This is a genomic window from Bacillus jepli (genome assembly GCF_047238305.1).
Taxonomy (GTDB): domain Bacteria; phylum Bacillota; class Bacilli; order Bacillales; family Bacillaceae_L; genus Ferdinandcohnia.
Genome location: NZ_JBDFMO010000001.1, coordinates 904829 through 920450, shown reverse-complemented (window position 1 = coordinate 920450; position 15622 = coordinate 904829). Strand labels below are relative to the sequence as shown.

At 40.1% G+C, this 15622-nt stretch carries 19 protein-coding genes; 14 read left to right on the top strand and 5 right to left on the bottom strand.

Annotated features, from left to right (window positions below; all coding sequences use genetic code 11):
* Nucleotides 1-180 precede the first annotated feature (180 nt).
* From ABC371_RS04700 to fni, 10 genes are all read left to right on the top strand, one after another.
* Nucleotides 181-1125 carry a DNA-directed RNA polymerase subunit alpha gene (locus tag ABC371_RS04700; RefSeq protein WP_412895776.1) on the top strand — a complete coding sequence of 315 codons (945 nt, stop codon included), beginning with the start codon at nucleotides 181-183 and terminating at the stop codon, nucleotides 1123-1125.
* A 113-nt stretch (nucleotides 1126-1238) separates the two neighbouring features.
* Entirely contained in the window at nucleotides 1239-1601 is a 363-nt protein-coding gene (gene rplQ / locus ABC371_RS04695; protein ID WP_116354123.1) for a 50S ribosomal protein L17, read from the top strand.
* Between the two features lie 312 nt (nucleotides 1602-1913).
* Nucleotides 1914-2753 carry an energy-coupling factor ABC transporter ATP-binding protein gene (locus ABC371_RS04690; protein WP_412895775.1) on the top strand — a complete coding sequence of 280 codons (840 nt, stop codon included), beginning with the start codon at nucleotides 1914-1916 and terminating at the stop codon, nucleotides 2751-2753.
* Nucleotides 2729-3604: an energy-coupling factor ABC transporter ATP-binding protein gene (locus ABC371_RS04685; protein ID WP_412895774.1), complete on the top strand. Its 876-nt coding sequence runs from the start codon at nucleotides 2729-2731 to the stop codon at nucleotides 3602-3604. The genes ABC371_RS04690 and ABC371_RS04685 overlap by 25 nt, the downstream gene beginning before the upstream one ends.
* Nucleotides 3601-4392, top strand: coding sequence for an energy-coupling factor transporter transmembrane component T family protein (locus ABC371_RS04680; RefSeq protein ID WP_412895773.1), 792 nt, complete (start codon nucleotides 3601-3603; stop codon nucleotides 4390-4392). The genes ABC371_RS04685 and ABC371_RS04680 overlap by 4 nt, the downstream gene beginning before the upstream one ends.
* Before the next feature lie 11 nt (nucleotides 4393-4403).
* On the top strand, nucleotides 4404-5156 hold the full coding sequence (gene truA, locus ABC371_RS04675) for a tRNA pseudouridine(38-40) synthase TruA (protein WP_412895772.1): 753 nt from the start codon (nucleotides 4404-4406) through the stop codon (nucleotides 5154-5156).
* Between the two features lie 171 nt (nucleotides 5157-5327).
* The gene (rplM, locus tag ABC371_RS04670) at nucleotides 5328-5765 is read left to right on the top strand and encodes a 50S ribosomal protein L13 (RefSeq protein WP_116354118.1); all 438 of its coding nucleotides are present in this window, start codon (nucleotides 5328-5330) and stop codon (nucleotides 5763-5765) included.
* Between the two features lie 20 nt (nucleotides 5766-5785).
* Nucleotides 5786-6178 carry a 30S ribosomal protein S9 gene (rpsI, locus tag ABC371_RS04665; RefSeq protein WP_116354117.1) on the top strand — a complete coding sequence of 131 codons (393 nt, stop codon included), beginning with the start codon at nucleotides 5786-5788 and terminating at the stop codon, nucleotides 6176-6178.
* Nucleotides 6179-6585: 407 nt separating this feature from the next.
* On the top strand, nucleotides 6586-7398 hold the full coding sequence (locus tag ABC371_RS04660; RefSeq protein WP_412895771.1) for a squalene/phytoene synthase family protein: 813 nt from the start codon (nucleotides 6586-6588) through the stop codon (nucleotides 7396-7398).
* 76 nt (nucleotides 7399-7474) lie between these two features.
* Entirely contained in the window at nucleotides 7475-8503 is a 1029-nt protein-coding gene (fni, locus tag ABC371_RS04655) for a type 2 isopentenyl-diphosphate Delta-isomerase (protein ID WP_412895770.1), read from the top strand.
* 88 nt (nucleotides 8504-8591) lie between these two features.
* On the opposite strand, the gene ABC371_RS04650 is transcribed toward fni, so the two are convergent.
* The 5 genes from ABC371_RS04650 to ABC371_RS04630 are packed head-to-tail and all read right to left on the bottom strand — an operon-like array spanning nucleotide 8592 to nucleotide 12516.
* Complete coding sequence (locus ABC371_RS04650) at nucleotides 8592-9227, bottom strand: response regulator (protein ID WP_412895769.1); 636 nt, start codon at nucleotides 9225-9227, stop codon at nucleotides 8592-8594.
* A 12-nt stretch (nucleotides 9228-9239) separates the two neighbouring features.
* Nucleotides 9240-10358, bottom strand: coding sequence for a GAF domain-containing sensor histidine kinase (locus ABC371_RS04645; protein WP_412895768.1), 1119 nt, complete (start codon nucleotides 10356-10358; stop codon nucleotides 9240-9242).
* 43 nt (nucleotides 10359-10401) lie between these two features.
* The gene (locus ABC371_RS04640) at nucleotides 10402-10755 is read right to left on the bottom strand and encodes a VOC family protein (protein ID WP_412895767.1); all 354 of its coding nucleotides are present in this window, start codon (nucleotides 10753-10755) and stop codon (nucleotides 10402-10404) included.
* A 4-nt stretch (nucleotides 10756-10759) separates the two neighbouring features.
* Nucleotides 10760-11794 carry an S-adenosylmethionine:tRNA ribosyltransferase-isomerase gene (locus tag ABC371_RS04635; RefSeq protein WP_412895766.1) on the bottom strand — a complete coding sequence of 345 codons (1035 nt, stop codon included), beginning with the start codon at nucleotides 11792-11794 and terminating at the stop codon, nucleotides 10760-10762.
* Between the two features lie 2 nt (nucleotides 11795-11796).
* On the bottom strand, nucleotides 11797-12516 hold the full coding sequence (locus ABC371_RS04630) for an SDR family NAD(P)-dependent oxidoreductase (protein ID WP_412895765.1): 720 nt from the start codon (nucleotides 12514-12516) through the stop codon (nucleotides 11797-11799).
* Nucleotides 12517-12755: 239 nt separating this feature from the next.
* Between ABC371_RS04630 and ABC371_RS04625 the strand changes: the two genes are divergently transcribed.
* The 4 genes from ABC371_RS04625 to ABC371_RS04610 all read left to right on the top strand — a co-directional run bounded on the left by ABC371_RS04625 (nucleotide 12756) and on the right by ABC371_RS04610 (nucleotide 15621).
* A complete protein-coding gene (locus ABC371_RS04625; RefSeq protein ID WP_412895764.1) occupies nucleotides 12756-12986 on the top strand; it encodes a hypothetical protein in 231 nt (76 codons plus the stop codon).
* A gap of 242 nt (nucleotides 12987-13228) precedes the next feature.
* Nucleotides 13229-13672: a YbaK family protein gene (locus tag ABC371_RS04620; RefSeq protein WP_412895763.1), complete on the top strand. Its 444-nt coding sequence runs from the start codon at nucleotides 13229-13231 to the stop codon at nucleotides 13670-13672.
* A 66-nt stretch (nucleotides 13673-13738) separates the two neighbouring features.
* Nucleotides 13739-14452: an N-acetylmuramoyl-L-alanine amidase CwlD gene (cwlD, locus tag ABC371_RS04615; RefSeq protein WP_412895762.1), complete on the top strand. Its 714-nt coding sequence runs from the start codon at nucleotides 13739-13741 to the stop codon at nucleotides 14450-14452.
* Between the two features lie 119 nt (nucleotides 14453-14571).
* Nucleotides 14572-15621, top strand: coding sequence for an Mrp/NBP35 family ATP-binding protein (locus ABC371_RS04610; RefSeq protein WP_412895761.1), 1050 nt, complete (start codon nucleotides 14572-14574; stop codon nucleotides 15619-15621).
* The last annotated feature ends 1 nt before the right edge of the window (nucleotide 15622 follow it).

Here is a 15622-nt window from a genome sequence, read left to right as displayed (position 1 = left end):
GTAACAAAGGCGTGAGTGAGATAAATTTTACGAATCGCCATGTTTTGTTTATAAGTTCTTTACAGAATGAATTGAGTTGTTGTTGTGCACAGATAGGGAACTTAACTTTTGGGAATTTCGGTTAGACGTCATTGATCATGGTCTAGCCGAGGTTTCGACGTTTTGAAGGAGGGTTTATAAATGATCGAAATTGAAAAACCAAAAATCGAAACGGTTGAAATCAGCGAAGATGCCAAATACGGTAAATTCGTCGTCGAGCCACTTGAGCGTGGATATGGAACTACTTTGGGTAACTCCTTACGTCGTATCCTATTATCTTCTCTTCCTGGTGCCGCTGTAACGTCTATCCAAATAGATGGGGTACTGCATGAATTTTCAACAATTGAAGGCGTCGTCGAAGATGTAACATCTATTATCTTAAATGTGAAGAAATTAGCTCTTAAAATCTACTCTGATGAAGAGAAGACTCTTGAGATTGATGTTCAAGGTGAAGGTCCGGTAAAAGCTTCTGATATCACACATGACAGTGATGTTGAAATCTTAAACCCAGATTTACACATTGCAACACTTGCTAAGGACTCACATTTTCGTGTGAGATTTACTGCGAAGCGTGGACGAGGATATACTCCAGCTGATGCAAACAAGCGTGAAGATCGACCAATCGGTGTAATTCCGATTGATTCAATCTATACTCCAGTTTCACGTGTTAATTACCAAGTGGAAAAGACACGTGTTGGACAGGTCGCGAACTTTGACAAACTGACTTTTGATGTTTGGACAGACGGCAGTACTGGTCCGAAAGAAGCGATTGCACTAGGTGCCAAAATCCTAACAGAACATTTAAATATTTTTGTGGGATTAACGGATGAAGCTCAAAATGCAGAAATTATGGTTGAAAAAGAAGAGGATCAAAAAGAGAAAGTCCTCGAGATGACAATTGAAGAATTGGACCTCTCAGTTCGTTCATATAACTGCTTAAAGAGAGCAGGAATCAATACGGTTCAAGAGCTTGCTCATAAAACTGAAGAAGATATGATGAAGGTACGTAACCTTGGTCGTAAATCTTTAGAAGAAGTTAAGGCTAAACTAGAAGAGCTTGGTTTAGGCTTACGTAAAGATGATTGACTCGCTTTGAATTAGAGGAATCTTTCTCATCGCGCACTGTCATACTTGTTACAAGAGCCTAGTTATCTAATGCTTTGTCTTTCATAATAATTCAACAAAGGAGGGAATACCTCATGTCATACCAAAAATTAGGACGTACAAGCGCGCAACGTAAGGCGTTATTACGTGACCTTACTACTGACTTAATCATCAACGAGCGTATCGAAACAACTGAAGCTCGTGCGAAGGAATTAAAATCAGTTGTAGAAAAAATGATTACATTAGGTAAGCGTGGTGACCTACACGCTCGTCGTCAAGCTGCATCTTACATCCGTAACGAAGTAGCTAACGAAGAGTCTGGTCAAGATGCGCTTCAAAAATTATTCAGTGACATCGCAACTCGTTATGAAGAGCGCCAAGGTGGATACACTCGTATCATGAAACTTGGACCTCGTCGTGGTGACGGTGCACCAATGGTTATCATTGAATTAGTTTAATTCTTATTTATTATAGGGCGGGACAGTTTTTTAAACTGGTCTAAGCCCTTTTTATTTTATGTTTATTATTTTTCGAAAAAGATAGAATTATCTACAAATAGCATTTTGCTCTCCTTATTGAATACACACAATATAAACAAACATCTCCTGAAATATTGGAATAACGCTTCTTATTCCCTTGACAGATAAGGTAGAAACGAATAATTTGGAAGGTAGTAAGTTGAGACGAGAAAAGAATTTATTTCTATGGAAATAATTTTATTCAGTACTTGCGAAAATGCGAAGAGCATTTGATTTTAGTGAGGGATGAGAATGAGTGAAAACCTTTTAGTTGTTGATCAGATAAGCTATAAATATCCAGAGAGTACAAGGCTGGCATTGGAAAATCTAGCATTCTCTGTTGAAAAAGGAGAATGGCTTGCGATTGTAGGTCATAATGGATCTGGGAAATCTACATTAGCTCGAATCCTAAATGGCTTATTGTTACCGCAAACGGGAAGTGTAACGATAGAAGGGGTACAGCTAAACGAAGAGACTATTTGGGACATTCGAAGAAAAATCGGTATGGTTTTTCAGAATCCGGATAACCAATTCGTTGGAACTACTGTAAAAGATGATATCGCTTTTGGTATGGAAAACAATGGAATACCTCGCGAAACGATGGTATCGAGAATAGAAAGAGTGATTGATCTGGTTAAAATGCGAGAGTTTCTTGAGCATGAGCCACATCAGCTCTCAGGTGGTCAAAAGCAAAGGGTAGCAATTGCAGGTGTTCTAGCTGTTCAGCCTGATTTAATCATTTTAGATGAAGCAACGTCGATGTTAGATCCTATCGGACGGACAGAGGTTTTAGAAACAATAAGGGAAATCAAAAGTGAAAGCCAAATCACGGTTATGTCGATTACCCATGATTTAGAGGAAGCCGCAAGGGCGGATCGAATGATTGTGATGAACCAGGGGCGATTATTTGCAGAAGGGAAGCCTGAGGAAATTTTTGCGTTAGATGAAAAACTTGTAGAAATTGGACTAGATTTACCTTTTTCTGTAAAGGTATCTAAAAAACTACGAGCTATGGGTGTTCCTCTTTCTAAGAATCATATAACAGAAGAAGGCTTGGTGGATGAGTTATGGACATTACAATCGAAAAACTAGAGCATCGTTATCAGATTCGTTCACCTTTTGAAAGATTAGCATTATATGATGTGAATGCGAAAATAAAATCTGGGTCATACACAGCGATAATAGGTCATACAGGTTCTGGAAAGTCGACTATTTTGCAGCATTTAAATGGTCTCCTACAACCTACTTCTGGCTCAATCACGATTGGTGACCGTACAATCACCTCGAAACAAAAAGAAAAAAATCTTAAGCCTCTTCGAAAGAATGTGGGAGTAGTCTTTCAATTCCCTGAACACCAGTTGTTTGAGGAAACAGTCGAAAAGGACATTTGCTTTGGTCCCTTAAATTTTGGTGTGCCAGTAGAGGAAGCAAAGGAAAGAGCAAAACAAACGATAAAAATGGTAGGTCTTTCTGAGGAATATCTAACAAAATCTCCGTTTGATCTAAGCGGTGGTCAAATGAGACGTGTTGCGATTGCGGGAATCCTAGCTATGAATCCACAGGTACTCGTATTGGATGAGCCTACTGCAGGACTCGATCCACGAGGTCGTTTTGAAATTATGGAGATGTTTTATAAACTCCATAAAGAACGAGGGCTAACAACCATCCTCGTAACCCATAGTATGGAAGATGCTTCACGTTATGCTGATCAAATTCTTGTAATGGAAAAAGGAACGATTAAATTTCAAGGGAGCCCTGTTGAGATTTTCTCAAACCCTGAGCAGGTTCTGCATCTCGGATTGGATGTTCCTGAAGCAGTAAGACTCAAAGGGTTACTTGAAGATAAATTAGGAATCGATATCCCGCGGAATGCTAGTCTATCAGTAGATGAAATTGTCCGTTATGTCGGGGAAGCAATTAAAGGGGAGGAGACCCATCAATGAATATCATAATAGGTCGCTATATTCCAGGTAACTCCCCCCTTCACCGAATGGATCCAAGGGCAAAGCTATTATTAATTTTCTTTTATGTGTTTATTGTTTTTATCGCAAATTCTGTTCTTACCTACGCGTTACTAGGGATCTACACTTTGTCGATCGTGTTATTAACAAAGGTTCCATTACGCTATATATTGTCAGGATTAAAACCAATTTTATGGGTCATCCTTTTTACATTCATTCTTCATATCTTTTTAACAAAGGAAGGAGACCTCTTATTCGATTTTGGTTGGCTTAAAGTGTATGAGGGTGGCGTGAGACAGGGGATTTTTATCTCATTACGGCTATTATATTTAATTATTATGACCACTATATTAACATTAACAAGTACGCCAATTGAGATTACTGATGGCATGGAAAGTTTATTAGCACCCTTTAAAAAAGTGGGTCTACCCACACATGAACTTGCTCTAATGATGTCGATTTCACTTCGATTCATTCCGACATTAATGCAAGAAACAGAGAAGATTATGAAGGCACAGGCTGCAAGGGGTGTCGAATTTACGAGTGGCCCAATTAAGGATCGCATGAGGGCGGTTGTTCCTTTACTGATCCCTTTGTTTATTAGTTCCTTTAAACGAGCAGAGGAACTCGCAATCGCCATGGAAGCTAGAGGCTATCGCGGAGGGGAAGGACGAACCAAGCTTCGTCTATTACAGTGGCGTGGTCTTGATACTCTAATGCTTGTGTTGCTATTTGTAACTGCAGCCGTATTATTTTTATTACGTGGATAAAGAGGGAAAAGATGAATCGGTACAAATGTATCATTTCGTATGATGGAACCCAGTTTTCAGGATACCAAGTACAACCGAATAAACGAACCGTTCAATCGGATTTCGAACAAGCGTTACAGAAAATGCATAAAGGGGAACCTATAAAAATTGTTGCATCAGGTCGAACGGATGCATCTGTTCATGCTCTTGGACAGGTTGTTCATTTTGATTCTCCTTTATCAATTCCTGTCGAAGGGTGGAAGAAGGCTTTGAATTCAATGCTCCCTGATGACATTCGCGTACGTTCGGTGGAAATCGTTGACCCTGATTTTCACGCACGTTTTGATGTGAAGGCGAAAGAATACCGATATCGATTGTGGATCAGTGAAGAGCCTTGCGTTTTTAAACGTCAATATACTCATCATTATCCCTATCCACTTAATCTTGGGGCGATGAAAGAAGCTGCAGCACTTCTGGTAGGAACACATGATTTTACGAGTTTTTGTGCGTCAAAGACAGAAGTGCAGAATAAGGTTCGTACCATTTACCAAATTAACATGGAAAAGCAAGACAATGAACTTATTCTATCGTTCATTGGAAATGGTTTTTTGTATAATATGGTAAGAATCATTGTAGGCACTTTACTGGAGGTTGGAAGTGGGCAAAAAGAGGCAAAGATGATGCCGTCTATTTTGACTAAAAAAGACCGATCACTTGCAGGAAAGACTGCTCCAGGTCACGGATTATACCTATGGCAGGTGTTTTATGAGGGTTGGAAGGAATAGGAAATAAAAAAATACCATAACAACTAATCCTGGTGTAACATTTCCTTGACATTACACCCTGAAAGTTATATTATATTTTAGGTATGATATTTAAACCCCACGTTAAAGCCCCGGAACTTTAATCGTGATTAAATACAATATGAAACGTTAGTAAAATTAGGAGGGAAACTCATGCGTACAACATTTATGGCTAATGCTAATAATATAGAGCGCAAATGGTATGTTGTAGATGCTGCAGGCAAAACTTTAGGTCGTTTATCAACTGAAGTTGCAACACTACTTCGTGGAAAACACAAACCAACTTTCACACCACATGTTGACACTGGTGATAATGTGATCATTATCAATGCTGAAAAAATCGAATTAACAGGTAATAAATTAAACGATAAAATTTACTACCGTCACAGCCAATTCCCAGGCGGATTAAAATCAAGAACTGCATTAGAAATGCGCACAAACTATCCAACAAAAATGCTTGAACTTGCGATTAAAGGAATGCTTCCAAAAGGTTCACTTGGTCGTCAAATGTACAAAAAATTGCACGTTTATGCTGGAAGCGAACATCCACATCAAGCTCAACAACCTGAAGTTTACGAACTTCGCGGTTAATTATTAAGGAGGGTATTAATTTGGCACAGGTACAATATTATGGCACTGGTCGTCGTAAGAGCTCTGTTGCACGTGTACGTCTAGTTCCTGGCGACGGACGCATCGTAATCAACGGTCGTGACATTGCAGAATATATTCCATTTGAAGCTTTAAGAGAAGTTGTAAAACAACCTCTAGCTGCTACTGAAACTGTAGGACGTTATGACGTTCTTGTTAACGTAAATGGTGGTGGTTACACAGGTCAAGCTGGCGCAATCCGCCACGGTATCGCTCGTGCGTTACTACAAGCTGATCCTGAATTCCGTCCAACTTTAAAATCAGCTGGACTATTAACTCGTGACGCTCGTATGAAAGAACGTAAAAAATACGGTCTTAAAGGCGCTCGTCGTGCACCTCAGTTCTCAAAACGTTAATTTGGGATTATCAAAGACTCTCAACCTTTTGGTTGGGGGTCTTTTTTATAATTGTTAAAGATAGTGAACAAAAGTCATGTAAGGTTCCATAATCTTGGATTCAGGTGTTTATTTGGACAGAGGACTGGCTTTATGGATAGACTGTGTCAAAATCAAGCCACCATTTGGAAGTTCTATCATTCGCGCATTGGGTCTAATGTTAGGTATAATGAAAGGTAAAAGAGAAATCCTGATAGCAAAATATGGTTTTTTCGAAAGTGTTTTATCTGAATGTTTTTGTATATAACAAAGAGGCGAGAGTTTATACTGATTTATAAGGTGTACATTCGATGTTTTGTTTGTTTTATCAAGTATTAATGAGTTACGATGTTGAGTATGGATGGTTTTGATATGGGAGGTAAGGAACAATGAGTGGGTTTCCAAAAGATGCAATGCGAATGTTAAAAGAGACAAGTCGTACTTTTTATATTCCGATTACTTTTTTGCAGAAGGAATTAAAATATTCGGTAGCATCTGCTTATTTAGTATTTCGTGCAATTGATGAAATTGAGGATCATGAAGAAATAGACAATGAAATAAAATATACAATTTTAATGCGAGTAGGCGAATTATTTAAACGTCCATTTGATAACGAAGAATATTTAAAAATACTAGGACCGACAAAAGAACAACTACCGGAAGTGTCGCTTCGTTTAGAAGAATGGCTACAAGCTTGTCCTAAGGATGCCTTGCCAATCGTCATGAACGCTGCATATGAAATGGCATCTGGTATGGCAAAATGGGCAAAGGCTAATTGGAATATCCGTACACGTGAAGATTTGGATGACTATACATATTACGTTGCAGGTCTTGTTGGGGTTATGCTTTCAGATCTATGGGAGCTCTATGGAGAAGAAAAAACAGATCGAGATCTTGCTATCGGTTATGGACGCGGACTTCAGGCTGTAAATATTTTGCGCAATCAGAAGGAAGATTTGGATGAACGTGGAGTCAGCTTTGTACCTGATGGGTGGAATCGGGCGGAACTATTTAAATATGCAGAAGAAAATCTAACCAAGGCAGATGAATATATGAAATCTCTTAATAAGAGAAGCATTATTTTATTCTGTCGACTACCTCTTGCCTTGGCCCATAAAACGTTAAAAGCGTTAAAAGAGGGGCGCGAAAAAATGTCGCGCACGGAAGTAGAAGAAACGGTGGAAGAAGTGCAAACTAACTAATTCTTGTAGAAACAGGGGTTCAAGATGCAGGATCTGCCGTCCTTTACTAATTTTGATAAAAGGGCAGGTGTTGGTGATGTCCAACTCAATCGAGCAAAGAAAATCGCAACATATAAAAATCACATTGAACGAAAAGGTTACGGGGGAATCCATTACAACTGGATTAGAGACACTTACGTTCGTTCACAACGCGCTCCCTGAAATTGATTTTGACGAAATCTCAATTGATACAGGATTCCTCGGGTTTGAATGCAAAACGCCATTTCTTATTAGCTCCATGACGGGTGGGACAGCCTTTGCTGAGACAATTAACCGAAATTTAGCTGTAGCTGCCGAAGAACGAGGCTGGGCGCTTGCGCTAGGCTCCACTCGTGCACTGCTTGACAACGACGGGCATTCCTCCTCTTTCCTGGTGAGAAAGTATGCACCAAGTGTCCCAATCATTGCGAATTTGGGCGCTGTGCAGTTCAATTACGGATTTGGCATTGAGGAATGTAGAAAGATTATTGAAATGACAGAAGCGGATATGCTCGTTCTTCATTTGAACAGTATTCAGGAAGTGATTCAGGAAAATGGAGATACGAATTTTAAAGGATTACTAAAGAAGATTGAACAACTTTGCAGTACGTTAGAGGTTCCGGTCGGAGTCAAGGAAGTTGGATGGGGTATTGATGACCAGACAGCGAATCGATTAATTAATGCGGGAGTTTCGTTTATTGATGTTGCTGGTGCAGGAGGCACTTCTTGGAGTCAGGTGGAAAAGTTCCGTGCTAAAGACAGGATCAAGCGAGTTGCTGCCGAGGCATTCAGTGAATGGGGAATTCCGACGTCAGAATCGATTAGGTTAGTTCGCGAAAGAGGCGGAGACTTTCCGCTGATTGCCAGTGGAGGAATCATGACCGGGCTAGACGCAGCCAAGGCTATTGCATTAGGGGCCGACCTAGTTGGATTTGGGCGATCCATCCTAAAAGAGGCAACGCAGAGTGCGGAAGATGTCCTTGAAGTGATGGAAATTCGAGAAATGGAACTTCGTATGACGCTGTTCGGAATCGGGGCGATGACCATTCAGGAGCTGAAGAACACCCCGCGCTTGAAGAAACTATAATAATGGATGATCAAGAGACTCTTAACCATTAGGTGGGGCTCTTTTTTCTATAGAAAGGCGGATGTAGAATTCCTTCCCACATCCGCATTTAGTCTACTAATTTATTTTTTACGGCATAAAGAGCGGCTTGTGTTCGGTCAGTCAATTCAAGCTTGCCCAAAAGATTTGAAACATGTGTTTTAACTGTTTTTTCGGTGATGAATAAGGTACTAGCGATTTCCTTATTGCTTTTTCCTTTGGCAATTTCTTTTAACACGTCTAACTCTCGATTTGTTAGTTCTTCCAATGTGTTTTTTACCTGACTTCGATTTAAACTGGCCAGTAGGTGTGAAGTTGCTTTTGGATGGAGCTGGTTTTCACCGCTCATTATTTTTTTAATGGATGTGACAAGATCATCAGGCTCAATGTCTTTTAATTGATAGCCGGAAGCACCTGCTTCCAGAGCGGGGATGACATGGTCTTGATCCGAAAAGCTGGTAAGCATCATAATTCTTATTTCAGGTAGTTCCTTTTTAATGATCCTTGTTGCTTCGATGCCGTCCATTTCTGGCATCACTAAGTCCATTAAGACGAGATCTGGTTTAAGAGACTTTGCCAATTCTATCGCTTCTATTCCGTTCGCTGCTTCTCCGACGATTTCTAATTCTTTTTGTGTTCGAAGAAAAAAGACTAGGCCACGTCTGACAACATGATGGTCATCAACGACTACTATTTTTATACTCACTACATAATCCCCCTAAAACGGAATGTGTATTCCAATTTCTGTCCCACTTCCAGGTTTACTTTGTAAAAGAAAGGTCCCATTCAAGCTTTCAGTCCGTGTTTTCATGTTTCTTAATCCCAGTGACGGGATTTCAAGGTCTTCTTCATAGTGGAATCCACAGCCCGTGTCCTTTATCGTCATTTTCACTTCAGCTTCAGAAGCCTGAAAATGCAAAACGACTTCAGTGGTCTGTGAATGCTTTTTACAATTCGCTAACGCTTCCTGCCCGATGCGCCAAAGAGCTTCTTCTACCTTTCCAGGAATAGTTGCAGCACCTGTCACCGTTGTATCGATGGATAAGCCTAGCATTTCAGCATAGCTTCGTAAGGCACTTACGAGTCCATATTCTAGACCGGCAGGCCGCAGTTGCCAGATCAGGGCTCTCATTTCTCCAAGAGCATCTTGAGCCATATCTTGTATATAGGTGAACGTCTGTTTAACATAGGTGCTATCAGTCATTTCTACACCAGCCCTAGCAGTAAGGCTTAGGGAAAATAGGAGTTGATTAACCGAGTCATGAAGGTCCCGAGCTAGCCGATTTCGTTCAGCCACAAGTGCGGTGTCTTGCTCGCGTTGAGTCAGTTTGATCCGTTTCAAGGCAGTTCCGATTTGATAGGCGACGGCTTCAAGCAAGGCAAGTTCATTTTTTTCAAAATGAGTTTTATGGGGGGCTCCCACATTCAAGATCCCAAATCGTTCCTCTCCAGCACGGAGCGGGACGGTAGCGTGATGCGTTAAGCCACATGTTTCACCAGCTTTTTCATTTAGGGCATCTTCAATTCTTTTACACTCAATAATATTGGTTGCCTTATTAAGTTGTTGATTATTGTATTTATTTACACACCAGCAGGTGCCATTGCACATCCGTCGCTTTTGGTCACTTGCTAATGCAGGTGGGAGTGCCTTGTCAGCAATAAGATGGTGCTTACCTTGCTCATCTATTAAAAATATCCAACCAGTTTGCAGTCCTGTTACTTGGAGTAGTTTGTTTAAAACAGATGCTAAAACGGTATTTGTGTCTGTTCCTTCATTTAACAGTTCGGCAATTTCCTTTAAAATGCTGATTTCCTCATATCTATCTTGGGCGGACATAGCTTCCCTCCACTATATTTTCTGCTTTTATTATAGCCTATTTCTAATTTTCGGACTTTTGATTTTTTGTAGTTTGTAAAAATTCAAGTAATTCTTTACTAGGTCCTTCATAAAAGACTGTCTGCCAACCATTTTCGAGTTGATAGGGGCCTTCGACTTTTCGAAGACCCGTAAGCGTAGGTATGAATCTATCAAGATTATTTATTTCAAAACAGATATGAGTATTTAGCGTATGACTAGCGATTAACTCTAATCTAATCTCACCAAGGGTTAAAAAAACGATTTCTTCTTCCATAAACGCAAAACGTATCTCTTCCGTAAAACCTAATTGAGCTTTGTAAAAATTGACAGAATCCTCAAGATTCCGTACCTCAAGACCATAATGGTGAAGTTTCAATGCATTACCTCCTAATAATCAGATTCATGTCTCCAAATTCATGCCATAAATATCTAGCGTCAATTGCTTGGTCGTATGCACGAAGAAGATGCTTTTCAGATATAAACGCGGTCAGCATATCAAGATGGCTCGCCTTTGGTTCATGGAATCCGGTAATTATTCCATCGGCTATTTTCAACGGAAACTCGCGATGAATGTATAAATTAGTTACCCCTGAAAGGTGCCCGAACTTTTCTGCGCTCTCAAGAGCTCGCACCACAGTCGTTCCAACCGTAATAACTTTCTTTCCAGCTGCTTTTGTTTCAAGTATCCGTTGCATGGTCTTTTCAGAAATGTGGTATTCTTCTTCGTTCTTCTCCGGTGACTGATGCCACTGGTCATCAAGCAAGTAACTTAGACCCGTATGAAGTTGAATAAAATCAACCTGTATTCCCTTCCGCATTAAGGTAAAAAGTAGTTCCCAGCTAAATGCCCTCCCTGCCGAGGGCATTTCTACGGAACCGGGATGACTAGCAAAAACTGTTTGGTAATAGTCTAATGACCAAGGGTAGTCGATATATTCATATCGAACCGGCTCGCCAAGTGTATAAATGATATTTAAGAGGTCAGATCCTTTTTTAGTAAACTTCAACTTTTTTAAAGGGGAGTTCATTTTAACGCCAATTACTGTTGCTACTAGTTCAGGTGAAAAAATGAATCGATCACCAATCTTTACGTGAGTTTCAACAATGAGTGCCTCCCATATATCATCATCACGACGTCTGGCCAGTCTGACCTCTGTATGCGTAGCTAATTGAACCTTGTTTCTATACCATTTGGCATGTAAAACAGCGGGGATGGTTCGGCTGTTATTTAAAATGACTAAATCTCCTGCCTCGAGATAATGCGGTAATTGGAAAAAACGGTCGTGCTCAATGTTACCGGAACTTCGATCAAGCACCATCATTCGGACATGGTCTCTTCTAATCCCCCTCTTTTCAGGAGGGTGAGAAGCATTCAGCTGATTTGGAAGGTAAAAATCTAAGGCTTTTGCAACCATTCTTACACCTCCTCATGTGCTTGAGCTGAAAATCGTTTACCATTAATCCCTTTAGACTGATCAGATGCAAGATATAAAAAGATATCGACCACATCTTCTGGTTTTGCTAAAGGATAATCACAATCTGGTACAGCCAAATGGTGCATTTCTGTATCCATTTCTCCGGGATCAATCATATTGATCCGAACACCAGTCTCGCTTAATTCGTCAGCCCATGTTTCGGTAAGACCTTCAACTGCAAACTTTGATACGCCGTATGCTCCCCAGCCTGCATAACCAATATGACCAGCTTCTGAAGTAACATTGATAATAGAGCCTTGATTACGTTGAAGCATCCCAACAACAACTCTTCTTGTTACTAAAAATGGTGATAATGCATTTACCCTTAAAACCTCCATAAAATCTTCTTCCGGGTAATCGAGTAATAAAGGCATTGGGCTAGGACCTAACATGGAGGCGTTATTAATCAAAATATCAATCTTTCCATACTTCTCTTCTGCCAGAGCAACAAACCGTTCCACATCTCTCGTCTTTGAAACGTCAGCGGGCACTGCAAGAACCGTTGACCCTAATTTTTCAGCATCCTGTTTTACTTTTAATAAGATATCTTCTGTCCTCGCACAGATTGCCAACTTTGCCCCTTCTTTGGCGAAAGCGAGTGTCAATGCTTTTCCTAATCCTTTTGATGCCCCAGTAATCATGACAACTTTATTTTTCATCATCGCAATCTCTCCTTATGTTCTTTATGACTTAAGCATACTGGCAACTGGGAAATTCTTCTTCGGGAATAAGCTTGAATTTTATCTACAACTTTTGGATGAGAAACAATAAGAAAGGACATGAATTTAGAGAAAACTGTGGATACCGGACAACCATCCGCCAAAATTCAAGTTATTTCGAGCAATTCACCCACATATGATGAATGTAGGTATGGTAACAAACCTGAAGGGGTGGATGGAAAATGAGTCGAATCCAAAAGTCAATGCTCGGTGCTTTTATTGGTGCTTCGTCGGCTGGAATGTGGTTAATCGTGGATCTCTTACTTCCGGATCCAATTGGAGATTATTTATTATTTCTGATTATGGGTGTCGTCCATACGGTCATTGGCTGGCAGGTAGCAAGGTTAGTTGGGAAACAAAAAGAAAGTTCATTACCAAAAACGTCAGAAAATTTAAAGACATCGGATATATAGAGAAGTTGGCTCTCAATCAGGGGATTGAGAGCCTTTTTCGTAAATTTGATGAGAGGCGAAAAGGAGTTTAGAAACTAGGCGAAATGCTCTTCGTAGCCCCGATGGAATGGAAAATCATGCTATGAGTGAGGCGGAGTCGTTTCATGTATACATACTTTTATTTGGCAATGGAGGTAGTTTGTGTTCGGCGCATGTTTACGAAGATGCAGTAGGAAACTATCATCAAAGGGGGTTCTTAATTTATGAACGTTATTACAACCTTCAAGGAAAAACGGAAAGAGAAACAAATCAAGTATGAACGAAAAATGCTACGGGAGCTTTCGTTAGAGGAACTTAAAAAGAGCGTCGTGGATAACTTTGGTAGTTTTTTTAGAATGGGCTCCATACTGGGGAGTGCGATTGAAGAGGGATGCATTGATGTTGCAATCGAATCATACCTGTTAGGGGCGAAGTATAGCAAATTTGGGTACTACGGTGAATCTGTAGAAGAAGTGAGAATGCGATGTTATAGATTTGAAAAGAACCTGATTGATGCATTATATGAGTTCATATGCTACTGGGGTCATATTGGCGACCAAGGCTTTGTGAATGAGTCTCTTTACTATTCATGTGAATACTATGTGACATATTGGTGGACGGAAGGATTTCAAAAAGGGGAAAAAAGATACCGGCTAAAATTGCATTAGATTTTTTAATCATATATACTCTCCTTGTCCCATATAGTTAATGTAGGGACATGCAGGAGGGAAATGATGAATAAGAAACTAAAAATTACGGGAATCCTTTTAGGAACTGTTGTTTTATTTATATTTATACAATATCGATATATGGATAAAGATGTGTGGGACCCATGGAGTTTACCTCTATCAGGGAAGTTCATTATTATTGATCCTGGTCATGGTGGACCTGACGGGGGAGCTCAAAGCGGTGATATCCAGGAAAAGGAGATTGCCCTTGAGATATCCCATAAACTCCGCGATTATTTACAGCAGCAAGGTGCGCTTGTACAAATGCTACGGGAAGAAGATACAGATTTAGCGAAGGACGGAACAAAAGGGCTTAGCCGACGAAAAACAGAGGATTTGAAGAAACGTGTTCAAATCATTAATGAATCGGAAGCGGATTTATTTATAAGTATTCATTTAAATGCTATCCCTTCTCCAAGGTGGAGAGGTGCACAAACTTTTTACTTTAGTACCTTCAAGGAAAATGAAGAAGTGGCCAAATTTATTCAAGATGAACTTCGAAACAATCTCGGAAATACAACACGCCAAGCAAAAGCGATCAATGGTGTATATTTATTAAAAAGTGCAAAGAAACCTGGTGCACTTGTAGAAGTAGGGTTCCTTTCAAATCCAGAAGAAAAAGCCCTATTAATAAAAGATGACTACCAAGATAAGGTCGCAGCCTCCATCTATACCGGAATCAACCGATATTTCTCTAATGAATCAAACCCACCTGAATAACAGGTGGGTATTTTCGTGTATTTTTTACTATGCTATGACACTCCTCACACTGTAAATTCGGACAGGTATGGTATAATGAGAAAGGAGTGAAACCGAATACAGAGTTAGGTGGTGTTTTTATGTTAACTGAGCAACAAGTCAGAGAAGTACTACATCAATTGCAAGATCCATTCTTACATAGAACATTCGAGGAAACGAATGCAATCCAAGAAATTAAGATAAAAGAAGAAAAGAAACATGTTAGTGTAAAAATTGCCCTATCAAAAACTGGCACAGGTGAGCAACTTCAGCTTCAATCCACAATTGTAAATGCATTAAAACAAGCGGGGGCAGAATCTGTAGGTCTTCGTTTTACTGACCTATCACCAGAAGAACTAGCGAAATTTAAGACTGAAACTGCAGGGGAATCAACTCCTTTATTATCTCCGGTAAATCAAACGACCTTTATCGCGGTTGCAAGTGGTAAGGGAGGAGTTGGTAAATCAACCGTTTCCGTTAACTTAGCCGTATCATTGGCTAGACTGGGAAAAAAGGTTGGAATCATTGATGCAGATATCTATGGATTCAGTGTTCCAGACATGATGGGAATTACAAAGCGCCCAGCCGTTCGAGGTGAAAAAATTATACCTGTAGAAAGAAAAGGCGTAAAAGTGATATCAATGGGCTTCTTTGTAGAAGACAATTCACCGGTCATCTGGCGTGGCCCTATGCTTGGAAAAATGTTGAATAATTTCTTTAATGAAGTTGAGTGGGGAGACCTTGATTACTTAGTTCTTGACTTACCACCAGGTACAGGCGATGTAGCATTAGATGTTCATACGATGCTTCCACATTGTAAAGAGATTATTGTCACAACACCACATCCAACTGCTGCTTTTGTAGCAGCCAGAGCGGGTGCAATGGCGCTTCGTACAGAGCACGAAATTCTAGGTGTCATCGAGAATATGTCTTATTTTGAAAGCAAGGTAACAGGTGAAAAGGAATATGTATTTGGTAAGGGTGGTGGAGAGAAGCTTGCGGAAGAGCTTCAAACATCTTTATTAGGTAAAATTCCATTGGGACAACCTGATTGGAATGATGATGACTTTGCACCATCTGTTTATGACGAAGATCATCCAACCGGAAGAATCTATAATGAAATTGCGAAACGAGTCATTGACGCAATCTAAT